Source organism: Bacteroides sp. D2, from assembly GCF_025147085.1.
Classification (GTDB): domain Bacteria; phylum Bacteroidota; class Bacteroidia; order Bacteroidales; family Bacteroidaceae; genus Bacteroides.
Genome location: NZ_CP102261.1, coordinates 4,588,404 through 4,612,301, shown reverse-complemented (window position 1 = coordinate 4,612,301; position 23,898 = coordinate 4,588,404). Strand labels below are relative to the sequence as shown.

At 44.4% G+C, this 23,898-nt stretch carries 22 protein-coding genes; 14 read left to right on the top strand and 8 right to left on the bottom strand.

The window, feature by feature from the left end; translation table 11 throughout:
• Nucleotides 1–36: 36 nt before the first annotated feature.
• Nucleotides 37–1,431, bottom strand: a complete 1,395-nt coding sequence (locus NQ505_RS16755; protein ID WP_008999399.1) for a C1 family peptidase — start codon at nt 1,429–1,431, stop codon at nt 37–39.
• 219 nt (nt 1,432–1,650) lie between these two features.
• Here NQ505_RS16755 and NQ505_RS16750 point away from each other — a divergent pair, with 219 nt between their 5' ends.
• The 6 genes from NQ505_RS16750 (at nt 1,651) to NQ505_RS16725 (ending at nt 9,483) form a co-directional block, all read left to right on the top strand.
• Complete coding sequence (locus tag NQ505_RS16750; protein ID WP_050547463.1) at nt 1,651–2,922, top strand: BamA/TamA family outer membrane protein; 1,272 nt, start codon at nt 1,651–1,653, stop codon at nt 2,920–2,922.
• 137 nt (nt 2,923–3,059) lie between these two features.
• Complete coding sequence (locus NQ505_RS16745) at nt 3,060–3,806, top strand: TolC family protein (protein WP_117610669.1); 747 nt, start codon at nt 3,060–3,062, stop codon at nt 3,804–3,806.
• 11 nt (nt 3,807–3,817) lie between these two features.
• Complete coding sequence (locus tag NQ505_RS16740) at nt 3,818–6,043, top strand: GumC family protein (RefSeq protein ID WP_008999397.1); 2,226 nt, start codon at nt 3,818–3,820, stop codon at nt 6,041–6,043.
• A complete protein-coding gene (locus tag NQ505_RS16735; RefSeq protein ID WP_032853623.1) occupies nt 6,033–7,361 on the top strand; it encodes an O-antigen ligase family protein in 1,329 nt (442 codons plus the stop codon). Before NQ505_RS16740 ends, NQ505_RS16735 begins: the two co-directional genes overlap by 11 nt.
• The gene (locus NQ505_RS16730) at nt 7,358–8,275 is read left to right on the top strand and encodes a glycosyltransferase family 2 protein (protein WP_008999395.1); all 918 of its coding nucleotides are present in this window, start codon (nt 7,358–7,360) and stop codon (nt 8,273–8,275) included. Before NQ505_RS16735 ends, NQ505_RS16730 begins: the two co-directional genes overlap by 4 nt.
• Before the next feature lie 14 nt (nt 8,276–8,289).
• On the top strand, nt 8,290–9,483 hold the full coding sequence (locus tag NQ505_RS16725; protein ID WP_008999394.1) for a glycosyltransferase: 1,194 nt from the start codon (nt 8,290–8,292) through the stop codon (nt 9,481–9,483).
• A gap of 134 nt (nt 9,484–9,617) precedes the next feature.
• Here NQ505_RS16725 and NQ505_RS16720 read toward each other — a convergent pair whose 3' ends face one another.
• From NQ505_RS16720 to NQ505_RS16705, 4 genes are all read right to left on the bottom strand, one after another.
• Complete coding sequence (locus NQ505_RS16720) at nt 9,618–10,064, bottom strand: N-acetylmuramoyl-L-alanine amidase (protein WP_008999393.1); 447 nt, start codon at nt 10,062–10,064, stop codon at nt 9,618–9,620.
• Nucleotides 10,065–10,068: 4 nt separating this feature from the next.
• On the bottom strand, nt 10,069–10,374 hold the full coding sequence (locus tag NQ505_RS16715; protein WP_008647257.1) for a hypothetical protein: 306 nt from the start codon (nt 10,372–10,374) through the stop codon (nt 10,069–10,071).
• A gap of 56 nt (nt 10,375–10,430) precedes the next feature.
• Nucleotides 10,431–10,973 carry an HU family DNA-binding protein gene (locus NQ505_RS16710; protein ID WP_004306334.1) on the bottom strand — a complete coding sequence of 181 codons (543 nt, stop codon included), beginning with the start codon at nt 10,971–10,973 and terminating at the stop codon, nt 10,431–10,433.
• Between the two features lie 193 nt (nt 10,974–11,166).
• Nucleotides 11,167–12,726 carry an ATP-binding protein gene (locus NQ505_RS16705; protein ID WP_117610671.1) on the bottom strand — a complete coding sequence of 520 codons (1,560 nt, stop codon included), beginning with the start codon at nt 12,724–12,726 and terminating at the stop codon, nt 11,167–11,169.
• A 180-nt stretch (nt 12,727–12,906) separates the two neighbouring features.
• On the opposite strand from NQ505_RS16705, the gene NQ505_RS16700 reads away from it, so the two are divergent.
• Nucleotides 12,907–13,164 carry a DUF4248 domain-containing protein gene (locus NQ505_RS16700; RefSeq protein ID WP_004300371.1) on the top strand — a complete coding sequence of 86 codons (258 nt, stop codon included), beginning with the start codon at nt 12,907–12,909 and terminating at the stop codon, nt 13,162–13,164.
• Between the two features lie 132 nt (nt 13,165–13,296).
• Here the strand turns inward: NQ505_RS16700 and NQ505_RS16695 are convergent, their stop codons facing one another.
• The 3 genes from NQ505_RS16695 to NQ505_RS16685 are packed head-to-tail and all read right to left on the bottom strand — an operon-like array spanning nt 13,297 to nt 16,218.
• Nucleotides 13,297–15,090: a bifunctional DNA primase/helicase gene (locus NQ505_RS16695; protein ID WP_117610672.1), complete on the bottom strand. Its 1,794-nt coding sequence runs from the start codon at nt 15,088–15,090 to the stop codon at nt 13,297–13,299.
• 16 nt (nt 15,091–15,106) lie between these two features.
• Nucleotides 15,107–15,262, bottom strand: a complete 156-nt coding sequence (locus tag NQ505_RS16690; RefSeq protein ID WP_004300369.1) for a hypothetical protein — start codon at nt 15,260–15,262, stop codon at nt 15,107–15,109.
• Nucleotides 15,250–16,218 carry a Lin1244/Lin1753 domain-containing protein gene (locus NQ505_RS16685; protein ID WP_008999387.1) on the bottom strand — a complete coding sequence of 323 codons (969 nt, stop codon included), beginning with the start codon at nt 16,216–16,218 and terminating at the stop codon, nt 15,250–15,252. The genes NQ505_RS16690 and NQ505_RS16685 overlap by 13 nt, the downstream gene beginning before the upstream one ends.
• 148 nt (nt 16,219–16,366) lie before the next feature.
• On the opposite strand from NQ505_RS16685, the gene NQ505_RS16680 reads away from it, so the two are divergent.
• The 7 genes from NQ505_RS16680 (at nt 16,367) to NQ505_RS16650 (ending at nt 23,888) form a co-directional block, all read left to right on the top strand.
• Entirely contained in the window at nt 16,367–16,705 is a 339-nt protein-coding gene (locus NQ505_RS16680; RefSeq protein ID WP_008999386.1) for a hypothetical protein, read from the top strand.
• Nucleotides 16,706–16,779: 74 nt separating this feature from the next.
• On the top strand, nt 16,780–17,892 hold the full coding sequence (locus NQ505_RS16675; RefSeq protein ID WP_008999385.1) for a hypothetical protein: 1,113 nt from the start codon (nt 16,780–16,782) through the stop codon (nt 17,890–17,892).
• Nucleotides 17,889–19,079 (top strand): glycosyltransferase, encoded by a 1,191-nt coding sequence (locus tag NQ505_RS16670; RefSeq protein WP_008999384.1) that lies wholly within the window; start codon nt 17,889–17,891, stop codon nt 19,077–19,079. The genes NQ505_RS16675 and NQ505_RS16670 overlap by 4 nt, the downstream gene beginning before the upstream one ends.
• 71 nt (nt 19,080–19,150) lie before the next feature.
• On the top strand, nt 19,151–20,605 hold the full coding sequence (locus tag NQ505_RS16665; RefSeq protein ID WP_008999383.1) for a lipopolysaccharide biosynthesis protein: 1,455 nt from the start codon (nt 19,151–19,153) through the stop codon (nt 20,603–20,605).
• Between the two features lie 2 nt (nt 20,606–20,607).
• Nucleotides 20,608–21,519: an SP_1767 family glycosyltransferase gene (locus NQ505_RS16660; RefSeq protein ID WP_008999382.1), complete on the top strand. Its 912-nt coding sequence runs from the start codon at nt 20,608–20,610 to the stop codon at nt 21,517–21,519.
• A gap of 47 nt (nt 21,520–21,566) precedes the next feature.
• Nucleotides 21,567–22,694, top strand: a complete 1,128-nt coding sequence (locus tag NQ505_RS16655; RefSeq protein ID WP_008999381.1) for a glycosyl transferase — start codon at nt 21,567–21,569, stop codon at nt 22,692–22,694.
• Between the two features lie 39 nt (nt 22,695–22,733).
• Entirely contained in the window at nt 22,734–23,888 is a 1,155-nt protein-coding gene (locus NQ505_RS16650) for a glycosyltransferase family 4 protein (RefSeq protein ID WP_008999380.1), read from the top strand.
• The last annotated feature ends 10 nt before the right edge of the window (nt 23,889–23,898 follow it).

Sequence of the window (23,898 nt, the reverse complement as noted above, 5' to 3'; positions counted from 1 at the left end):
TGTTCCGGAACAAAAGACAGAAGCAAAGAAAAAGAACTATTCAGCAAACATAGGATCCCAAGCAGGAAGTCGGATAGGCTTCTGTTTCAACACCTCGAGAGCTTTTTTCGATGCATATTTCGTTTCTACTACTAGACGGAACATATATTCGTTAAACCAATCATCTGTCATAATGAGATAACCCTGATAACCGACGACGGGTCCCCAACTATTTTCAACCATCCATTTCGTCGGTTTTCCATTTTTGTCAAGATCGACGGCCATAAGAGTCATGGCGTGACTGGAGCCACTGGCAAAACTTTGGATACGTTGCTTCTTGTTCATGCCAAAAGAAGTACCCATAAGAGATTCGTAGTCGTAGTTTTTGACATCCAGCAGACCACGGTCAGAGTTTAGAAACTTACCTACATCGCAAGAAAAATACATCATCGTGCTATCCTTGAGAGAAGAAATAGCCATTTCTTTGATATCCTCGATGGGAAGATTGACATACGTCCAGTTTTTGCCGTCGTAACGGTGGCGGTCGTAGTCTATCTCATAACACTTATAATATTCACGGCTCGGATCGTTCATTAACATGACATAATTATCAATCAGTTTTTCGTCACCATACTTTTTCAGGAAAGAAAGCGGAGTGTAAGTTTCGGTAGACACAGGCTCACCCTTAGCGTTATATTCAGTCCAGGTAAATTCAGTAGGAGGAACACCGAGATTCAACACTAACATGCGGTAGATGGTGCTCAACATCTCTGTTTTTGTTTTCTCAAGGGCAGCAGGCTTGACACCTTGCGCGGCGAGATCACGGAGTTGAAGCCCCTGTTCACGAAGTTTCAGGGCGATCAGACCTGCCATACGGGAGGTATTTTCACTACTGTTGGTTTCCGGCATCACATCTTTGGGAACAAGCCCGTATTTACTGACAATATCGGCTACACCGGTGAATGTTCCACCGTCACTCAAAGGATTACGGAAGAGCCATTCCACCATTTTATCATCCATCGGCTTACTGCTGGTATCGATAATACCTTGCAGAAAGAGGTTGGCTTTCTCCAGTTGGTCGAAGAAGAAAGGATAAGTTTGCGAGAATTCGAAGGAACCGAGGTTATGCTTGGCGATCGCTTTGGCACGCATCACATTCAAACCTGTAAAAAGCCAGCAACGACCAGAAGATTTTTGGTCGGTGATACCTTTAGAAGACACTTTGATAGAAAAATGCGTATCCATGCCTTTCAGGTTATCCTGGTTGAGAGCCAGTTTACGGATGTCGTTGTTGCCGATGGCGTTGCGAATAGCCTTGTCGGTGGGAGTGTTTGCATAACTCTGCTTGATTTGTTGCATCATGGAGTCGCTGATGCCTCCTTTCACTTCTTGCGCTTGTGTAGAATAAGAAAAAGCACAGAAAACAAAAATTGATAAAATCTGTTTATTCATTTGATATAAATAATTAATTAATAGGCTGACGGATCATGATATGCTAACAAATATTGTTTTAGTGTATGGGATTAAATCATGCAATTTTATTTACCAGCATATCGAAAAACATCTTATTCTGCAAAAATACGATTCTTTTTTAGATTTATTATCTAAGAACATCAAAACTAATCGGAATAAAAGAGTTTTCTTTGCAGTCGAATTCCTCACAGAGAAATTATGAAGAAATATATAATAGGAATATTGATGATGCTTCCATCCATCAATATGATGTCAGCTACGGCTGATAGTACGGCAGTAAAAAGCGATGAACTGCAAATGTCTACAACTTCTATCAGTGATACTACTCCTACAGATATTGAAGGCACCCCGTCAGACACCATTCCTGCCCTTTCCAAGCGCGAGTTGCGTCGCCAGCGCGTGGCAAACCGGAATTTGCACTATAACATATTAGGTGGTCCCAGTTATACGCCGGACTTCGGTTTGTTAGTAGGCGGTAGCGCACTGATGACGTTTCGGATGAATCCGAGTGATACCACTCAACGGCGTTCAGTAGTGCCAATGGCCATCGCCTTGATATTCAAGGGCGGCTTGAATCTGATGACGAAACCACAACTCTTCTTTAAAGGCGACCGTTTCCGTATCTTCGGAACCTTCTCTTATAAAAATACAATCGAGAATTTTTATGGCATCGGATATTCCACTAATAAAGATTATGAACGTGGAGAAGATACCAGCGAGTACCGTTATAGCGGCATTCAAGTAAACCCCTGGTTCTTGTTCCGTCTGGGAGAAAGTAATTTCTTTGCAGGCCCTCAAGTCGATTTGAACTATGACAAGATAACTAAACCGGCTGCCGGGATGGTTAATGAGCCCTCGTACATAGCGGCAGGAGGTACGGAGCACGGATACAAAAATTTCAGTTCGGGACTCGGCTTCCTGTTGACGTATGACACACGCGATATTCCCGCCAATGCTTATAGCGGAACTTACCTTGACTTCCGGGGAATGATGTACAATAAAACGTTCGGCAGTGATAATAACTTTTACCGTTTGGAAATCGATTACCGCCAATACAAAACAGTAGGACGCCGCAAAGTGATAGCCTGGACAGTGCAAAGCAAAAACGCATTCGGAGATGTACCCCTAACAAAATATGTACTTAGTGGGACCCCCTTCGATCTTCGCGGTTACTACATGGGACAGTTTCGCGACAAGTCCTCGCATGTCATGATGGCCGAATACCGCCAGATGATAAATACGGACAAAAGCACTTGGGTAAAAAAGATGTTAAGTCATATAGGATATGTAGCCTGGGGAGGATGCGGATTCATGGGACCCACTCCGGGCAAGATAGAAGGCGTGCTCCCCAACCTCGGATTGGGATTACGCATTGAAGTTCAACCCCGTATGAATGTACGCCTCGACTTCGGAAGAGACATGGTGAACAAACAGAATTTATTCTATTTCAACATGACAGAGGCTTTCTGATACTATTTAAACGACATTCTGTACACAATTTACACAAAAGATTGTAAAATAGATAATAAAAGACTGCACATAAATGAAATTAATCCTTATATTTGCGCAAGCTATAACACAGCAAGAGCAAATAATAGGATTTTTTTATGAAGCAATTTATATACTTTTTTTCGGGGCTATTACTTCTATTCGTCTCTACGACCCGTGTAGTTGCACAAGAAGTGTCTGATTATTCTCAATTAAATGAAGAAGATTATAGTAAAATCGTTCTCCCCCCACTATCCGTTTTATTTGAAAATGCCAAGAACAATCCAGCCTATGAGTTGACAGCCATTAAGGCGACGATAGAGCGCAAGTTACTCCAAAAAGAGAAATGGTCCTTTCTCGGTTTCTTCAGTTTACGGGGAAGCTATCAATACGGAATGTTCGGCAATGAATCCACCTATACGGATGTGGCGGTTGCGCCTTACCTCACCTACTCCACTCAAGCACAGAATGGCTATACATTAGGCGCAGGGTTAAATATTCCATTGGATAACCTTTTTGACCTCAAAGGACGTGTCAGCCGGCAAAGACTTACGCTTCGAAGCGCAGAGCTGGAGCGGGAAGTGAAGTTTGACGAAATCAAAAAAATTATCATTGAAATGTATGTAATGGCCACCTCGCAGATAAGAGTTCTTAAAATGAGAAGCGAAAATCTGGTGCTTGCCAATATACAATATGAGATTTCCGAAAAGAATTTTGCCAACGGGACAATAGACTCTGCGGATTTATCGACAAATAAAGAACGGCAGTCCCAAGCCCGTGAAGCATACGAAAACAGTAGATTTGAACTGACAAAAAGTTTAATGATACTTGAGGTTATTTCACGTACTCCCATCATGCGAAAATAAAAGAATAAAATATGAACTTCATCATTTCCATCATACGAACCCTATTTCGCCACCGCTGGCTGATACTGCTAGGGACCTCTATATTCACATTACTCGTTTTCTACTACACGCGCCACATGCGGGGAGGATATGATGTAAAAGCAACCCTCTACACAGGGGTAGCCTCGGGATATAATTTGGAAAGCGACAAACGCACAGACTGGGCAACGGTACAAAACTCTATGGACAACCTGATTAGTATCATGCAGGCCGAGAGTACTCTTAAAAGAGTATTTTTGCGATTATTCGCTCGTGTACTTATCCAAGGAAATCCCGACCATGAAAATGACGGAATCACTCCATCCTGTTACAATTACACCTACAATCATTTAAAAAACAGTCCGCATGGCCCCGAAATATTAAAGTTGGTAGATAAATCGAGCGAAGATAAAACAGTTGCCAATCTGGAAGCATATATCCGTCCGAAAAAAGGTAACTACATCTATGAAATGTTCTACTACAATCACCCCTTCTACAGCTACAATGCTTTAAAAAACATCAAAGTGCAACGTCGGCTCACCAGTGATTTGTTGGACATCAGCTATACTTCCGATGATCCTGGCATTGCCTACAACACAGTAAGCATCCTGATGGATGAATTCGTAGAAGAATACCGCCGCATCCGCTACGGAGAAACAGACAAAGTAATCAAATACTTTGAAGAGGAGTTGAAACGCATCGGGAAGAAGCTTAATTCAGAAGAAGAAGACCTGACCAAATACAACGTACAAAAACGAATCATCAACTATCTGGATGAAACGAAAGAAATAGCAGCCATCAGCAAGGAGTTCGAACTGCGGGAGCAAAATGCACTTTTTGCATATAACAGCACCCAATCGATGCTTGAGGAACTGGAGAAGCACATGGATAGCAATGCCAAACAAATGCTCAAGAATATGGAATTCGTAGACAAGTTAAGAGAAGCGTCCAATATCACCAGCAAAATTTCGGAAGTAGAAGCCATAAGCGACACGAAGCAAGGAAACATAGAATCTCTGTCGGGTGACAAAAAACGGTTGAGCGAACTGAAACAAGAACTGAATGATTTAACGACCTCCTATGTAGGCCACAAATATACGAAAGAAGGTGTCAGCCGTACCAACATTATCGACCAATGGCTGGAACAAACCCTACTATTTGAAAAAGCCAAAGCCGAACTGTTAATCGTGCAGGACGCTCGCCGGGAATTGAACGACCGTTATGTGTTTTTCGCCCCTGTAGGTACCACCATCAGGCAAAAAGAACGCTCCATCAATTTCACGGAACGCAGTTACCTGACTGTATTGCAGAGCTACAACGAAGCCTTGTTGAGAAAGAAAAATCTGGAAATGACTTCTGCCACATTAAAAGTACTCAATGAGCCTACTTATCCAATTGGATCTAATTCAACTAACCGCAAGCAGATTGTTATTGCTGCTTGTGTGGGTAGTTTTTTGATAATCATTGCTATCTTATTACTGATTGAATTTCTTGACAGGACATTACGTGATGCAAACCGAACCAAACGCGTGACTGGATTTAAAGTGATAGGAGCCGTTCCCAACCCGTCTTCCGCCCGTTATGGAGGATTGACCAAAACGTATGTTCAACTTTCAGTCAAAGAGTTGAGCAACTCCCTGCTCTGTTTCCTGACCAAACGAAAATCACCCGGGGTATTTATTATCAACCTGTTCAGCACCAGTGAAAACTCCAGTGAGGAAATCATAGGAAATCTGATCTGCGGATATATGCAAAGTCGTATGCTAAATACAAGGTTCATCATGTACGGAGAGGATTTTAATACCGAATCCACTCAATATTTGCTTGCAAAAAGTATCACAGACTTTTACACCTTGCAAGGAGAAGACATACTGATCGTTGCCTATCCGCCATTGTCGAAAAGCAATATACCGACCGCTCTGCTGAATGACGCCAACGCCAATATTCTGGTAAGCCCAGCAGATCGCGGATGGAAAACCATCGACAAGCAACTTTGCGAGCAACTTATAACACAGATGGGTAAAGCGAATGTTCCGTTCCGTATATGTCTGACCAATGCTAACCGCGATGCAGTAGAAGATTTTACCGGACAGCTCCCACCCTACACCTTGTTACGTAGAATCGGCTACCGATTCAGCCAACTGTCGCTTACTGAAAAAATCAAATTCAATCTAAGCAGAAAAGCCAAAGAGACAGAGGAAGAAGATGATGACGAATAACAGGATAGTAACTTTCCATATCCTGTTAGCTATACAATTCGTGTTGGTAGCGGCAGGTATGTTAATAAATATCAAGGTGGGACTATTCTCAATGGTATTCATCTTGCTATTTACCACTATCACTTTAGTACAACTTAACAACGATGAACAAATAAGCTGGAAACCGGGACAAAACATAATGACCTATATGTTTGCAGTCTGGCTATGTTTCTATCTCCTAGAGATTCTAAACCCCAACAATGTGCAGGCGGCATGGAATATCAACCTGACACCTTATGCACTTATACCTTTAATATGTGCTTTTGTCGTCCCGCTCGTTATCCGCACTAAAAAAGACATTGAGCTCTTATTGATTATATGGTCCATATTCGTCATCATTTTCACCATAAAAGGCTATTGGCAGAAAAATTATGGATTTAACTCCAAAGAACTTTATTTCTTACATGCACTGGGCGGATGGCGTACACACATCATCTGGTCGGGCATCCGCTACTTCTCTTGTTTTTCTGATGCAGCCAATTATGGAGTACACGCTGCCATGTCAGCTGTCGTTTTCTCCATCTCCGCCTTTTTCGTGAAATCCAAATGGCTGCGTATTTATTTCATCCTCATTGCTGCCGGAGGACTTTACGGAATGGGAATATCAGGAACCCGGGCAGCCATGGGAGTTATCATGGGAGGAATGTTGACGATAACCATCATCGCCAAAAACTGGAAAGCACTACTGGCAGGAATTTTTGTATCAATCTCCGTATTTTGCTTTTTTTATTTTACAAACATAGGAAACGGCAACCAATATATCCATAAAATGCGCTCTTCATTCCATCCATCCGAAGACGCTTCATACCAGGTGCGTGTTGAAAACCGGCAAAGGATGAAAGAGCTAATGGCAAGGAAGCCACTAGGCTACGGCATCGGACTCTCTAAAGCCGGAAAATTCGAATCCAAAGAGCAAATGCCCTACCCTCCCGACTCGTGGTTGGTCAGCGTATGGGTGGAAACAGGAATTGTCGGACTGATACTCTATCTTTCCATTCACGGTATTCTTTTCGCCTGGTGCTCCTGGATACTCATGTTTAGAGTACGCAACAAAAGCCTGCGTGGGTTGGTAGCGGCATGGCTTTGCATGGATGCCGGATTCTTCATCGCCACTTACGTCAACGATATCATGCAGTATCCCAACCAGTTACCCATATACATAGGCTTTGCACTCTGCTTTGCAGCTCCACATATTGATAAGCGCATCAGCGAAGAAAAAGAAGAAAGCGAAGAAAAAGAGCAGCAACTATCTACTAACGAAACCAACGAACAAGAATGACAAACACTGCTCCGGACATATCATTTATTACCATCTGTTACAACGGGTTCAAAGACACCTGTGAACTGATAGAATCGCTACACAAAAAATTGAAGTCTGTGAGCTATGAAATCATAGTCGTAGACAATGCCTCGCGCGAAGATGAAGCAGCGAAAATACGCGAATTATACCCAACAGTTGTCAGCATCCGCAGCAATGAAAACGGAGGTTTTTCCGGTGGCAACAATATCGGAATCCGCATCGCAAAGGGCAAATACATCTTCCTCATCAATAATGATACATATATCGAGTCCGACGAAGTCGCCTGTTTGGTAGAACGACTGGAAAGCCGTCCCGAAATCGGAGGCGTATCGCCGAAAATACGTTTCGCCTTTCCACCGCAACACATACAATTTGCAGGATTTACTCCGCTGACAAAGGTAACGTTGCGCAACAATATGCTGGGTTTCGACTGTCCGGACGACGGCAGTTACGACACGCCCCATCCCACCCCCTATCTGCATGGGGCAGCTATGATAATTAAGCGCGAAGTGATTGAAAAGGTAGGAATGATGCCGGAAATTTTCTTCCTTTATTATGAAGAATTGGACTGGAGCACAAGCATGACTCGTGCCGGCTATGAACTATGGTATGAGCCCCGCTGCACTGTTTTTCATAAAGAAAGCCAGAGCACCGGACAATTAAGTAAACTACGCACCTATTTCCTGACACGTAATCGCCTGCTCTATGCCCGACGCAATATGAAAGGCATGGAACGATGGATGTCCGTGCTCTATCAGAGCACCGTCGCTGCCGGGAAAAACAGTCTGTCATTTGCGTTCAAAGGTCGTTTTGACCTGTTTAGTGCTGTCTATTATGGAGTCTGCGCAGGCCTATTCATGTCCTCGTCAAATAAAAACAGTAAAAACGCATAAAAACTCAAGATACTATGAACATTATTGACTGGATTCTCTACATTCCCCTAGCGTTTTGCGTATGCTACCTATTGCTATACGCTATTGCCTCCAAATGTTACCGGGCTCCCCAATATCCTGAAGCCCGTATGCTCCGACGCATCGTCGTGCTCTTTCCTACTTACAAGGAAGACCGTGTAATTCTCGCTTCTGTAGAGAGTTTTCTTGAGCAAGATTATCCGAAAGAGCTCTATGATGTCATAGTCATTTCCGATCAGATGCGACCGGAAACAAACGAGGCGCTGCAAACCCTTCCCATCCGTCTGTTAACGGCAAATTACACGGAAAGTTCGAAAGCCAAAGCAATGGCACTAGCAATGGATTCCATTGATAGGGACGCATACGACATTGTGGTCATCATGGACGCCGACAATATAACAACGTCCGACTTTCTGTCCACCATCAACCGCGTATTTGATAGTGGCATCAAATCTGCACAGGCACACCGGACAGGAAAGAATCTGAACACAGACATTTCCGTTCTCGACAGTATCAGTGAAGAAATAAACAATGGTTTCTTCCGTAGCGGTCATAATGCCGTAGGGCTTTCTGCCGGACTATCAGGTTCGGGAATGGCTTTTGAAGCAAAATGGTTTCACCAGCAAGTGAAATATCTCCAGACAGCAGGTGAAGACAAAGAATTGGAAGCCATGCTTTTACAACAGCACATCTACACCGTTTATCTGCCCGACCTGCTTGTGTTCGATGAGAAAACACAAAAAAAAGAAGCCATCAGCAACCAGCGCAAACGCTGGATAGCCGCACAATTTGGCGCTCTTCGCGCTTCGTTGCCACATTTACCCAAAGCACTTTTACAAGGGAATATAGACTATTGTAATAAGATACTCCAATGGATGCTTCCTCCACGGCTGGTTCAATTGGCAGGAGTCTTTGGACTGACATTCGTTTTTACCGTTATCGGCATTATATTAAGTTTGTACAATGGCGGCCACGAATGGATGATAGCAATAAAATGGTGGATATTGTCAGCGGCACAAGTAGCGGCCATGACGCTACCTATATCGGGCGGTAAATTATTCACTAAGCAGGTAGGAAAAGCCATTCTAAAAGTTCCGATGCTGGCAGTCACCATGATAGGTAACTTATTCAAATTAAAAGGGGCCAATAGAAAGTTCATCCATACAGAACATGGCGAATATCGTAAATAAATAAGGATTGATAAATAGACAACTGATAAACAGACAGTGCAGCAAACAGACAACGCAACAAACAAAACAGAGCGAAGTTTCTTCAGAAATACCTCGCTCTGTTTGTTTACCCTATGATGTATTAATACACTTTTTTAAGCATCCCACTCTTTTTTCACATCAAAGCACGGACACGCTTTAATCCACTCTTCGGGTTCGATCTCCCCGTTTCCATTCAGGTCGGGACTTAGATCGCGATGTCCGCAAATGCGACAACCAGGATAATCACGAAGTAGCGTCAGTATGAGTACGTGCATTGAATGAATCTGCCACTCGGTGCGTGTATCGGCAGGACGACCATGGCAGTCGAGTCCTCCCTCATAGCAGATACCTACACTGTTCCGGTTGTATCCCTTTGCATGTGCACCAATTCGTTCAATCTCGCGGGTAGTCTTTATATCCCCATTTTTGCGGATATAAAAATGATAACCCGTCCCATTGAAACCACGCCGACGGTGGCACACTTCCAAATCATCTTCCGTAAAATTCCTATCTACCCTTGAGGCGGAACAGTGGATCACAATCAAGTTGATGGTTCGCATAAATTCATCCCTCCGTTTCAGCGACCATCTGTACTCGTTGCACACATTCCTTGCTGCTACACTGCAGAGCCGCAGCCTGCGTCAACTGTCCTCTCAACGAGAAAATCTCCGCGTGCATCTCTTTCACTTTCGAGCTAAGGTCGAAATAATCCTTCAACACTTTCTCCAACTGCTGCATCAGAAAAGTATACTGGTCTTTCACTAGTTCGCTGAACTCTTTCACTTCTTGCGCCATAATCTGGCGCTTCTTGCGGCTACTGCCCAGAAAAGGCAGAATCGTCATGATGATTTCGATAATTTTATCTAACATTTTAATAGATTGAGATGATAAATTAATAAATTGAGAACAGAGTCAATCAAAGCGGTTTATGCTGCCGGATCCGGAGCTTCTCCTCCACCGCTACCACCACCGGGTTCTCCCCCATCGCCTTTACCATCATCATCGGAGCCGTCACCGCCGTTTCCTCCGGCAACGGACTTCTTCTCCGTATACAATTCAAACATCATGTTATTATCCCCGCCACGAGTAGTTGCCGTGCTGTCATTGGCAAGACGCAATGAGTTGTCGACTTTGAAACGGAGATTGATGCGAGTGATATTTTTCACCGTACAATCCTTTTCCTGTTCCACACCCGGACAGGTCAGCGTGGTATAAAAAATACCCAGTCCATCCACTTTCACCTTATTCCCTGCCACAAGCACTTTTTTCATCGCACGGACAAAGGATTTCATCACATGCGACACGTCTTCCACCGAAAGCGACCCGATAGACTCGATTTCCTGTGCCAGTGAATCGATTGAATAGATTTTCGACTCCCCAGCCTTGGGCTTGAGAAGGTACATCATCGGTGATTTATCATCACCGAGCCGTTTTCTGCGCTTGTAGCGCACAACTGTAACTGTTGCCATAATATAACTTGTTTCTACGAAAAGAAGTACATTCTCCCTTTCTGTTGATGAAACAAAGATACGACAACACGTTGACGACTTGCCGGATTGCACCGGACTACACCGGATTATGCCGGATTAAAACGGATTACACCGAATTATACAAATTATACCGGAATATGTGGAAATATGTAGGAATATGTAAGATCATTCCCTAGTTTCCAATGACCCATTCTCCAATAGTTCGCGTACTACTGTCGAAATTAACTCCCACTTTAACGACTTTCCGATGATCTGCCTGATAAGGAATCGCATACTGCTTGCTATTGATCTGCGCCAACGCTTCTTCAGGAGTACCGTCTACTTTGAATTCGAATACATAGATAGCCTCCTGCATCTTTATCACAACATCAGCCCTGCCAACAGCGCTCTTTACTTCTGCATCCACATATTGCCCCATCAGCCGGAACAGGAGGTAGAAGATGGTCTGATAGTGTTTCTCCTCCTTATTATTCATATCATTGGGGATAGAGGCGAAAAATGATTTGATCCGCTCCATACATTGATCCAGATTGCCGACCCGTAAGTCTTTGATAAACGATACTACATAAAATGTATTCTCGCGAGCAGGCAAATGCACATAAGCCGGCATTAATGATTCGATAAAGCCTTTCCGAACTTCTTTGTTAGGATAAGCCAATGTATAGATCTGAAAATCCCGGTCATACTCTTTGATAGTGAGATAACCGCTTTGGTAAAGTACCGGAAGCGGGTCTGTAATGACATTGGTAGGTGCATCAAACTGCTCGGCAGTCGCCGAAACGCCATCCAGTTGACGAATATCGAAATCGCTTTGCTGCAAGATGTCTATCAGGAAAGTGGGAGTGCCGGTAGAGAACCAGAAATTCTCATAACTTTTCTGCGCAAATGCATTAAACAAGCTAAACGGATTGTACACATCCTCACATTTCTTACTGAAATGATACCCATCATACTGTTGCTTCAGATGCATACACGCTTCATCATACGTTTCACCATTCGCCTCGGCCATCCTTCTTATATCTTCTTCCAACTGTGTACGCAATTCATTTTCCGTTATACCACAAATGGCACTATAAGCATCTTGCATACTTATGTTCTGAAGATTGTTCAATTCACTAAAGATGCTCATCTGACTAAATTTACTGATACCGGTTAGAAAAAGAAAACGAAGATATTCTCCCTGCGCTTTCAACGGACTGAAAAAGTCGCGCATGATGCCACGTATTTCAGCTTGCAACTCCTCATTGTTGTTGCTATCCAACATAGGAGAATCATATTCGTCTACAAGTAACACAACCTGACGCCCGCTCTGCTCGTAAGCACGTTTGATAATACCTTTCAGACGGAGACTGAAAGTGTCTTCGCTCGTGTCGCATCCGTAAATTCGTTCCCATTCCACCAAGCGATTGTTGATAGCGGAGCGCAGCATCCCCGCATTCATATACTTACTGATACTGAAATCAATATGCAACACGGGATAAACCGTCCAGTCTTTCTCCAACTGTTCCATCATCAGACCCTTAAACAGGTCTTTTTTACCAGAGAAATAGGCTGCAAGAGTGGAAACTAACAGACTCTTTCCAAAGCGTCGGGGACGGCTAAGAAAACAAGCCTTAGCCGAATTAGCCAAACGATAAATCAACTCTGTCTTATCAATATACACACAATTATCATTGCGTAGTCTCTCGAAACTCTGTATCCCTATCGGATAGCGTCTGAATGTTCCTTCCATCCTCTTTCTATGCTTTTAACGTGAAACATAAACAAAGATACAATAAATTTCAAGAATTGGCATTCTATTATTATCAATTCTTTTATGAATACGCCCGAACATCTGCTCTCAAAATTTGCCTATTCCACTAAAAATGAGTAACTTTACTTCAAATACAACAACCTAAAAGCACTACTATAAATGAAAACAAAAAACAAGATTCTCCCCGAACAAGAAGAAGAAAAAACATTCCAATACCGCACCTATGGGAAAGGCGAACTTGCCTTGTTATACCTCCCCAATATCCTGCAACAAAGCGCAGTAGACCGATTCAACGAATGGATTGAAGCTGCACCCGGACTAAAAGAACGGCTCCTGGCCACCGGCATGAATCCACGCGCCAGATACTACACTCCCGCACAAGTAAGGCTCATCATCGAAGTGCTACAAGAACCCTAATTAAAGTATCAAGTATTAGGTATTAGGTATCAAGTATTAACCGTGGTAAACACATCACAACAACGGATAACATCATAATGCTTAACATCATAATACTTAACATCTAATACTTAATACTTGATACCTAATACCCTAAAACAGTTCTTTTTCCGGTAACCAGCAGGAGTTGTCGAACATCGTATTTCGGACACGCTGGTCAACGGAGAGAGAAGGGTCATGAGATTCTTCACAGGGCAGGTATCGTCCGCTTACGGGATCGTAGATGAAGGATACCATTCCACCGACACCGAGATGCTTGAATTTCACCTTGTCCACATATACGCGGGTGACGCCGACCTCCTTATCGCGCTCCACAATGATGCCGTAATCCGCTTTGTTATAGAAATCGGCAGAGCCGTTGATGTCATACATTTCCACACGAGGGGTAATGCCCGTGACAGGGTTACGGTTCATTTTACGAGGATGGACTACGACCACAAGCAGGCAATTATGTTGTACGGCAAATTCTGTGAATTTATTCAACAGGTTGGAAATATATTGCGTTTCCGTCTGTCCCGGCTGCGGGTTGTGGTCGAAACGGTTGAGCGGGTCGAAGACAATGATGCGGCAGCCACGGCGGACAACGAGTTCATGAGCCTTGGCCAGTACACGATCCGGAGAAACATTACCTTTCAGAGAGATATGAGAGACATTTTCAGTCAGAAAATTTTCCGAGTTCGCAAGGAGTCCCTCCGTCATGCCACAGCCGTTTTGAAAACGGTGTCCGGTGAGTTTCTCAATCAGTTTGCGGAGATGATAGACGATAGGGGTATTTTCCGGGCTAAAGAACCCGATTTTCCATTGATGCCGCAGGCAGAGACGCAACACCAATTCGTCCACCCACTCGGATTTTCCTGCACCGGGAACTCCGGTGACGTAGACACTTCGCCCACGTTCATACGTGCAGATCTTATCCATCTCCTCCCATCCCGTTTCCGCTCCGGGACCGAAGCCGTTGTCGAAAAGAGCCCGCAGATCGTCATGCAAGTCGGCAGCGGTGAAGATACCTTCGAGCGGAACTTCTGCTGCCTGTTCGATGGCGATACGGAGACTGGCGATACCATATTTGCAGAGATGCTCGTTGGCATCTTTACACTCCGGACCGTAAGTCACCACCCGGCAGCGTTCAGCCCCTAGCCGATTGATGAGTTCATTGCGCAACCGGATTCCGGCAGAATCGGCATCAACGGCAATGATGATTTCTTTCAGGTCCTCGAAGTGCGTCTCCATAAAACGGTCGAGCCAGGAGAGGTTCGAATTGGCTCCGGCCGGCACGGAGATGACACTTTGAAATCCGGCGGCGATGGAGGAAGCAGCATCCAGTTCGCCCTCGTGGATGATGCAGGAGGTCTGCCCCACAATGGAGTCGATGTTGTAGGGAATCAGTTCGGCACCCTGCACCATTTTGAAAAGTTTCGGGAGAGCGCGAAATTTGGTGTTTATCAGTTGCCCCCCTTCAAAATAGTTGAAGCAGATGCAACGTTCCTTTTTGCCGGATTGCGGCATAAATTCTTCCTGTTCGGTGATGCGTAGGGCAGCTATGACGGACTGCGGGATGCAACGCGTCTCCACCAGCCAACGCTCCGTGTCTTCGGAAAGCGTGGTTTTCGAAACATCGAACATCGGACGCTGAAAATGCTGCGGAATGGCTGCCGCACGACGCTTGCGGGCTACCGCACGTTCGGCATTCTTGCGCTCTTCCACATCATCGGGAACATAAAAATCAGCGCCACAATGATAACAGTGACAATGGCCCGTGTCGACGTTGACACGTAGCGAACGGTCGCGCTTATTCTTGCGGGTAGGAAGACATTTTTTACAAATCGTCTTGAGCACTCCACTCGATTTACCGTGGATGTCGACATCATAGTTGGCAAAATTTCTCATAATTTTTTCCTTTTTTCTAATTAAAAAATAGTTTAAAATAATCATTCACACGCAGAGGACTTACCTGACGGACGAGTGTCTGCCACCTGCCGGACGAGCTTCCGTTACCTGCCAGACGAACATCAACAACCTGCCGGACGAAGCCAGTCATCTGCCGGATTAATGCGCCCATCTTTTCTTCACATCATCCCACACCGCCGATGCATCGGGACGTGGCGGCGCATCAGCCGGAATAAGATGTCCCAGATACGTTCGCCGCCCGTCGACGACGCTTTCAAAGCGGTTTACATCCTTGTCGACCGTATTCTCAAGCTCTTTCAGCAAGGTTTCCCCCAACGTGCGGCAAGTAACGGAACCGGCCGCGATATAATTTGAAAAATACCGTTTCACGTCCTCCGGGAAAAGCAGTCCGGCTCCTTTGTCATAAAGGCGGATATGTTTTTTGAAGATTTCCAGAATAAGTTTTTGATGGTCTACAAAAAGCTTTCCCAAACCGGAATGCTGCCCGGCCAATTCCATATATGACTGGAAAGTAGAAAGTTGGTCCACCAACTTTTCCCAAGGCAACACGGGTTGTAACGGACCATGATTGCCTTCATCCGCCAAACGGCTCACAAGAGACGGTGTTTCTATATCACTCCTATTATTGTTTACAACAGAAACACTTCCTTTACTCTCCTCTTCTTTACTCTCCTCTTCTCTCCTCTTCTGGTTTTCAGTGGGTTTTCTCCCTTTACTGACGGGCGTTTCAGCACTTTTTGCCACCTTTTTCGGACGCCCTCCTTTTTTACCGTTTTCGATGTCCATTTTCCGCTTCTCTTCCAAGCTTTTCATCACCCTATCCAAGTAAGAAGAACGAAACATCTGTCGTTCCTCATCCAGTTCGAAGAGATCGAATTCGCGAAGCACCCGCTCCACCGCTACTTCATCCACATCATACCGCCGGGCCATGGCCTTCAGTAAAACCGGTTTGCACGACGCCTCATAAGCATCTTTAGTGCGCAGATGCAACAGCAAGATCACGTAAATTCCGAGTGCTTCCGCGGCATTCATCTCCGACATCATACTGGCAATATTGTCGTCATTCAACAAATTTACCTCCAAATTGAAATACTGATCTTTCTTCATTTTCATTTATCATTTATTATTCCACATTTAATACTTCCGGGGCGCAAAGGTGCGAAATGTATTTTATTCCAGCTATCGCAAAAATGAGAGTTGGATTATATATTTTTTATCAGACCTTTGCCAAATATTATTAATAACCCCAAACAATATGGATACAAAACGCAACCAAACTTTGGAAGAAATAGAAGAAAATAAAATAGTAAGCGAGCATTATCAGAACAGAATAAAGCTGATAAAAGAGCTCCTGAAAACGTCACAGCTAGTCATAGGAGACCTCTGCGTTCATATCAACATCAGTGAAGCCTCCTACCACCGCTACACAAATTTCACCAGCTATATGAAGACAGACATTTTCATACATGCTTGCATCTTTCTCAAGCAATATATCGAAAGTCACCACATTCCTTATACCCAAGAAGAAAAACGGCTTATAAAAGCATTAGACCTGTTTCAGATTTCCTCAAATAGCAACTTAAACTGCAATTAAAACACAGAAAAGGAGAAACTTATCATAAGTTTTATTACATTTGCAATGTAATAAAAGTCTTTAAAACTTAAAAAATGAGTGATAGCGAAACAGACAGCCCATCAATAAAAGCACTGATCGTTTTCAGAGAAAACGGAGAAACCGACAATCTATTTGTTCCTATCTTATGCGATGCTATCAGAATGGCTGGAATCGACGTGCGATGTTCCACAAAAGAGTTTTGGGAATCGGATAAGCATTATGATATCATACATTTCCAGTGGCCGGAAGAAGTGGTGGGATGGACATGCAACGATCCTGATATCATCAGGCGTCTGGAAGAGCGAATCAGTTTTTTTCGTTCGAGGGGAACACGTTTTGTCTACACACGCCACAATGTCCGTCCGCATTACGCAAACGGAATCATCAGCCGGGCCTATGACATTATCGAATCGCAGAGTGATATCGTTGTACACATGGGACGGTTTAGCCGGGATGAATTTCTCACGAAGTATCCTGACAGTCAGAATGTTGTCATCCCTCATCACATTTACCAGTATACCTATAAAGAAGATATCAGCGTAGAGCGTGCACGTCAGTATCTCAACCTCTCGCAAGATGCATTCATCGTCACGACTTTCGGAAAATTCCGCAACCGTGAAGAAATACGCATGGTGCTCGGAGCTTTCCGCGCCTGGGACGAGGAGCACAAGCTGCTGCTGGCTCCGCGCCTCTACCCTTTCTCGAGACGCAACAGCTATGGCAGGAATATCCTAAAGCGATGGGCTTCACGAATTGGATACTATATACTCGTGCCGTTGTTCAACCGTATGTTCAGACTACAGGCAGGAGCCAACGACGAACTGATAGACAACTGCGATTTGCCCTACTATATGGCTGCTTCAGACGCGATATTCATCCAGCGAAAAGATGTACTGAATTCAGCCAATATTCCCCTTGCTTTTCTCTTCCACAAAGTAGCCGTAGGACCCGATACGGGCAACATGGGCGAATTGTTGAACAATACGGGAAACCCGACTTTTTGCCCGGACAATAAGGCCGACATCATACGGGCACTGGAAGAAGCCCGACAGCTGGCCGCATGGGGAAAGGGAGAAGTGAACTATGAATATGCCATGGAAAATATGAGCATAAAAAAGATAGGAAAAATGTATGTACAACTTTATGAATCTACGAGCCTGAAATGATGAAAATTTGTTTTTATTGCGACTCCATATTTAGCGTTGGAGGAGTACAACGAGTATTGGCGGTAATAGCCAATGCACTTGCTGTCAATTACGAAGTTACGATATTAACACATGACAAGCCGGAATCTGAAGACCTAAGCTTATTTGGACTAGAAGGAACAAACATCCACTTCCGATATATACATCTGCCTCCCATCAGTTGCGGGGAATACCTGCCTTGCAAAACATACAGCTTTCTATACAAGAAAAGAATCATACCACAAATACCTCTCACTTCACAGTGGTATGGATACAGCTCATTTCCGAGCTCTCAACGAAAAAAATTAATTAAAGCATTGAATACCGAAGATTATGATTTTATAATCGGCGTACATGCATTCCTGTCACTCCAACTGGCCAGCATCCGCCACCAGCTCAAAGCGAAACGGGTAATAGGCTGGATGCATACTTCTTTTGACGCATTCTTCAATAATCCGGGCTTTTATCTATACGATCAGAAAAAACACTTTCAACATGAAATGCCTAAACTGGATGGAATGGTGGTCTTAACCAATTATGACCGTGAACGATTTGAACAAGAATTGCACCTTTTCCCTACATCCATATACAATCCCCTGCCTCTGATACCCGAAGGAGAAGCAAAACCCGCATATAAACGTTTCCTGTCGGTGGGACGAATGTCACACCTCACAAAAGGATTCGACATACTGATTGAAGCATTCGCCCTTTTCGCCCGTAACAATAAAGAATGGACTCTGGAAATTGTCGGTGAAGGACCGGAAGCACCTTTGCTGAAAAAGCAAATAGCCAGTCATAAGCTAGAAAACAGAATCACCATATCTCCTTTTACCAAGCAGATACAAAAACATTATGCTTCGGCCAGCGTATATATATTGAGCTCCCGATGGGAAGGATTTGGTCTCGTATTGGCAGAAGCCATGAGCCATCGGTTACCCATTATCTGCTCCGATCTTCCTTTCACCAAAGAAGTGTTGGATAAAAAAAACAATCATCTATTTTTTCAGAATGAAAATATAGAGGAACTGGCCAAATGCATGACCGACATTGCAAGGCTTACGCCCGAACAACTGGATCAGATGGGGAAGGTATCATTAGATATTGCAGAATCGCTAAAATTGCCAACAATCATAAAACAATGGGAAAATTACTTTGAAAAAATGAAATAAAAAAGGTGACTCACTCGCGCCATCATCTATCGAAGTATCAATATCAGTGAAATCAACTATAAAACAACAACGTGACAAACAATATTAAACAACAACTCTTTTCGGGAGTATTCTACACAGCAATGGCCAAATACATCGGCATCATAATTTCATTAGTCGTGGCCGGCATTTTAGCACGATTACTCTCACCCAATGACTTCGGAACAGTAGCAATAGCTACAGTCATCATTTCTTTTTTCGCCATTTTTACCGATATGGGAATATCTCCCGCCGTCGTGCAAGACAAAACGCTCACGGAAGACGACTTGGCAAACATCTATTCATTCACATTTTGGACAGGAATAGCCATTGCTCTTCTTTTTTTTATAGCCTCATGGCCCATCTCCATCTATTACGACAGCCCCATCCTGCGTACACTTTGCCAACTACTATCCGTCAATCTATTCTTTGCATCGGCCAACATTATACCCGGAGCGCTATTCTATAAAAACAAGGAATTCAAGTTCATAGCTATCCGAAGTTTCCTCATTCAAATAATGGGTGGCACCGGAGCTGTCATCGCCGCTCTTAGCGGCGCAGGATTGTACGCCCTACTTATTAACCCAATCCTATCAAGCATACTGATATACATCATTTCATTTCGACGCTACCCACAACGTTTGCGCATGACATGGGGACTGCAATCTCTTCGAAAGATTTTCTCCTATTCCGCCTATCAATTCTTATTCAATGTCATCTGCTACTTCAGTCGTAATCTGGACAAACTGCTGATTGGCAAACACATGGGCATGTCCGATCTGGGATATTACGAAAAATCATACCGTCTGATGATGCTTCCTTTACAAAATATAACTCAAGTCATCACACCGGTAATGCACCCTATTTTCAGTGACTTACAAAACGACAAAGGGAAATTAGCAACCTCTTACGAACGCATCATCAGGTTTCTGGCTTTCATCGGCTTGCCAATTAGCGTGCTCCTATTCTTCACAGCGGAAGAAATAACATTGATTATTTTCGGTAGCCAATGGCTGCCATCCGTACCCGTTTTCCGAATCCTGACACTCTCTGTCGGTATACAGATTATCCTCTCATCTTCCGGATCCATCTTCCAGGCAGCAGGCGACACGCGAAGCCTGTTCGTATGCGGTTTGTTTTCATCGGTGCTCAACGTGGCAGGTATCTTGCTCGGCATCTTCCATTTCGGAACGCTGACGGCAGTGGCCAGTTGCATTGTGGTGACGTTCACCATCAACTTCATACAGTGTTATTGGCAGATGTACCGGGTGACCTTCCGGCAAAGTGCCTGGCCGTTCATCCGTCAGCTTATTTCTCCGTTGGTGATTAGCATTTTGATAGCATTAGCCCTCATTCCAATGCAGTATGCGCTGGAAGGGATGAACATTTTTGTGACAATTATTGCTAAAGGTATCGTTAGTTTTATTATCTTTGGCATTTATATACAGATGACGCATGAATATGACATGATCGGTAAAGTGCGGTCGTTAAGAAAAAAAAGTCTATAGCTATGAATATACGCGACATTTTTATAACGCTACGTTATAAAATAAGTTATGGTAGCACTGTGGAATGGTACAATTTCTGGTACATCGTCTTGCGAAAAAAGAGAAAAATCACACCGCAAGTAGCATCCATCGACGAAACGATACGTAAAATCATCGACGACCGTTGCTCTGTCAGTCGTTTTGGCGACGGTGAAGTGTTGCTCACCAGTCCGGAAAAGGAAATCCGTTTCCAGAAAGGTGATCCGTTATTGGCTAAAAGACTGACCGAAGTGCTGCAAAGTCACGAAGAAGGACATATTGTCTGCATCTCCGACGCATTCCGCGATTTGTATCGCTACAATCGCAAAAGCCGCCGGTTCTGGAGGACTCATTTTTATCTGTACGGTTCGTGGTGGGACCGTCTGCTAATAGCGGGACGAAAATATTACAATACATTCGTCACCCGTCCGTATATGGATTTTGCCCGCAAGGAAGATTCCGCCCGATGGTTTCACGACATGAAGGGCATTTGGGACAACCGGGACATCGTCTTCATCGAAGGGGAGAAAAGCCGGCTTGGAGTGGGCAACGATCTTTTCGACAATGCCCGGAGCATCCGGCGTATTCTTTGTCCGCCCAGAGATGCATTCGAACGCCTGGAAGACATCAAGCGGGAGGCCTGCAAAGTAGAAAAAGAAGCATTGTTTCTTATTGCCCTCGGTCCCGCAGCCACTGTGTTGGCCTACGATTTGTTTAAAGCCGGTTATCAGGCCATCGACGTTGGTCATGTGGACGTAGAGTATGAATGGTGGCGGATGGGAGCCCATAAAAAAGTGAAACTGGAACGAAAATATGTCAACGAAACTGCTATTGGCAGCGAAGTGGCGGATGCCGGAGAAGAATACCGGAAACAAATCATCGCCCAAATCGTTTGAGGAAGAAAAAAACAGAATAAGCAATTATTGAATACTGAAAAAAAAGAATGAAAGCTCTTTTCCTTATATTTCATGGCTTCAATGAGGCCAACGGAATTAGTAAGAAGATACGTTATCAGGTGAAAGCCCTCAAAGATTGTGGAGTGGATGTTCGCTTGTGTCATTATGATGTGACCTCTTATGGCGAACGGCGTTGGATGGTGGATGACGAAGTGATCGCCGATTTCGGCACTGGCTTTGCCGCAAAGATTTGGAAACGTGTCTACTACTCTCCTATTGTCGACTATGCACGCCACGAAGGAATCGACTTTGTATATATGCGCTCTTTTCACAATGCCAGTCCGTTCACGCTCCGGCTGGTGAAGTCGTTGAAACGTATAGGCGCAAAAGTGGTGATGGAAATTCCTACTTATCCTTACGATCAGGAGTACGTCACCCGTTCCATGAAATTTCATTTGGCCATCGACCGCTGTTTCCGTCACAAGCTGGCAAAGGCTCTGGACGGTATTGTCACTTTCTCCAATGCGGAAGAAATATTTGGCGGAAACACCATACGCATCTCCAACGGAATTGATTTTGAAGCGATTCCGATGAAGCAGCAGCAGAATGACACTTCGAAAGAGTTGCACTTGATCGGAGTGGCGGAAGTGCACTACTGGCACGGCTTCGACCGCCTTGTGCGCGGATTGGCAGATTATTACCGCAGCAATCCGGAATATAAAGTATATTTCCATATTGTAGGCCCGCTGTCCGGCGAACGGGAACGGGCGGGGATCTTGCCTGTTGTCCGTGACAACCATCTCGAACCGTATGTTCTTCTGCATGGTCCTTTGCATGGCGACGAACTGGATGCGATGTTCGAAAAAGCAGATTTTGCCATTGGCAGCCTGGGACGCCACCGCAGCGGAATTACGTATATCAAAACGTTGAAAAACCGCGAGTATGCCGCACGTGGCTTCGCGTTCACTTACTCGGAAACCGACGACGACTTCGACCACATGCCGTATGTATGGAAGGTGGAACCCGACGAATCTCCGGTGGATATTCAAGGACTGATCGACTTCCGGAAGACCCTGAAAATGACGCCTGCCGAGATACGCGAATCGGTCTGCCCGCTATCGTGGAAGACGCAAATGCAGAAAGTGATCGACGCCATAAAGACCAAAGATAAATAAGCAAAAACACAATTAATAACAAACAATATTCAGATAAACATGAAAATAGCCTACTGCATCCCTTCGCTCGATTACCCCAGTGGCATGGAACGGGTACTGACACTGAAAGCAAACTACTTTGCCGAAGTGTTCGGTTATGAAATACATATATTCCTGACAGACGGTGAAGGACGGAAGCCTTATTATGAGTTGCATCCATCTATCACGGTACACCAAATGGATATTAATTATTCGCATCTGAATAATTTACCTCTTTATAAGAAGATTCCTCAATATATGGCGAAACAGAAGTTGTTCAGAAACAAACTGAATGAACACCTGTGCCGGATCAAACCGGATATCACTATCTCTCTGTTACGGCGTGACATCAACTTTATCAATAAGTTGACGGACGGCAGTGCCAAACTGGGTGAGATACATTTCAATAAGTCTAATTACAGGGATTTCAGCAACAGTCGTCTGCCCTCTTTCATACGCGCTATCGTCAGAAAATTCTGGAGAATCCAACTCATCCGGCAACTTCGCCAGCTGAAGCGTTTTATCGTATTGAGCCATGAGGATGCCCGTGAATGGACTGAATTGGATAATGTGGAGGTGATCTACAATCCTCTTCCTTTCTTCCCCGAACAAGTGTCCGACGGTAACCGCAAACAGGTGATAGCCGCGGGACGTTATGTGCCGCAGAAAGGATTCGACCGTTTAATCCCTGCCTGGCAACTTGTTGCCCGGAAGCATCCGGACTGGGTGTTGCGTATTTACGGAGATGGTATGCGGGCGGAACTTCAACAGTTGATTGATTCTTTGGGAATCACTTCCAGTTGTATTCTCGAACCTACCGTGCCGAATATTGTTGAAAAATATTGCGAAAGTTCTGTTTTCGTGCTTTCCTCCCGCTTTGAGGGGTTCGGAATGGTGATTATTGAAGCAATGGCCTGTGGTGTGCCGCCGGTATCGTTCACCTGTCCGTGCGGTCCGCGCGACATCATCGACGACGGAAAGGACGGGTTGCTGGTGGAAGATGGGAATATAGAAGAATTGGCGGAGAAGATCTGCTATCTGATTGAAAACGAAGAAACCCGCAAGGAAATGGGACGACAGGCACGCGTGGATGTGCAACGGTTTAAGATAGAAAATATTGCCGAGCAATGGAAACAGTTGTTCGAAAGTCTGGTTCCCCCGGTAAAAACAACCTAAAACGCCCGAT

Bases quoted from the DNA above. Each gene is read 5' to 3' on its own strand.
- NQ505_RS16755 (WP_008999399.1), bottom strand. From the start codon at position 1,431: ATGAATAAACAGATTTTATCAATTTTTGTTTTCTGTGCTTTTTCTTAT.
- NQ505_RS16750 (WP_050547463.1), top strand. From the start codon at position 1,651: ATGAAGAAATATATAATAGGAATATTGATGATGCTTCCATCCATCAAT.
- NQ505_RS16745 (WP_117610669.1), top strand. From the start codon at position 3,060: ATGAAGCAATTTATATACTTTTTTTCGGGGCTATTACTTCTATTCGTC.
- NQ505_RS16740 (WP_008999397.1), top strand. From the start codon at position 3,818: ATGAACTTCATCATTTCCATCATACGAACCCTATTTCGCCACCGCTGG.
- NQ505_RS16735 (WP_032853623.1), top strand. From the start codon at position 6,033: ATGACGAATAACAGGATAGTAACTTTCCATATCCTGTTAGCTATACAA.
- NQ505_RS16730 (WP_008999395.1), top strand. From the start codon at position 7,358: ATGACAAACACTGCTCCGGACATATCATTTATTACCATCTGTTACAAC.
- NQ505_RS16725 (WP_008999394.1), top strand. From the start codon at position 8,290: ATGAACATTATTGACTGGATTCTCTACATTCCCCTAGCGTTTTGCGTA.
- NQ505_RS16720 (WP_008999393.1), bottom strand. From the start codon at position 10,064: ATGCGAACCATCAACTTGATTGTGATCCACTGTTCCGCCTCAAGGGTA.
- NQ505_RS16715 (WP_008647257.1), bottom strand. From the start codon at position 10,374: ATGTTAGATAAAATTATCGAAATCATCATGACGATTCTGCCTTTTCTG.
- NQ505_RS16710 (WP_004306334.1), bottom strand. From the start codon at position 10,973: ATGGCAACAGTTACAGTTGTGCGCTACAAGCGCAGAAAACGGCTCGGT.
- NQ505_RS16705 (WP_117610671.1), bottom strand. From the start codon at position 12,726: ATGGAAGGAACATTCAGACGCTATCCGATAGGGATACAGAGTTTCGAG.
- NQ505_RS16700 (WP_004300371.1), top strand. From the start codon at position 12,907: ATGAAAACAAAAAACAAGATTCTCCCCGAACAAGAAGAAGAAAAAACA.
- NQ505_RS16695 (WP_117610672.1), bottom strand. From the start codon at position 15,090: ATGAGAAATTTTGCCAACTATGATGTCGACATCCACGGTAAATCGAGT.
- NQ505_RS16690 (WP_004300369.1), bottom strand. From the start codon at position 15,262: ATGGGCGCATTAATCCGGCAGATGACTGGCTTCGTCCGGCAGGTTGTT.
- NQ505_RS16685 (WP_008999387.1), bottom strand. From the start codon at position 16,218: ATGAAGAAAGATCAGTATTTCAATTTGGAGGTAAATTTGTTGAATGAC.
- NQ505_RS16680 (WP_008999386.1), top strand. From the start codon at position 16,367: ATGGATACAAAACGCAACCAAACTTTGGAAGAAATAGAAGAAAATAAA.
- NQ505_RS16675 (WP_008999385.1), top strand. From the start codon at position 16,780: ATGAGTGATAGCGAAACAGACAGCCCATCAATAAAAGCACTGATCGTT.
- NQ505_RS16670 (WP_008999384.1), top strand. From the start codon at position 17,889: ATGATGAAAATTTGTTTTTATTGCGACTCCATATTTAGCGTTGGAGGA.
- NQ505_RS16660 (WP_008999382.1), top strand. From the start codon at position 20,608: ATGAATATACGCGACATTTTTATAACGCTACGTTATAAAATAAGTTAT.
- NQ505_RS16655 (WP_008999381.1), top strand. From the start codon at position 21,567: ATGAAAGCTCTTTTCCTTATATTTCATGGCTTCAATGAGGCCAACGGA.
- NQ505_RS16650 (WP_008999380.1), top strand. From the start codon at position 22,734: ATGAAAATAGCCTACTGCATCCCTTCGCTCGATTACCCCAGTGGCATG.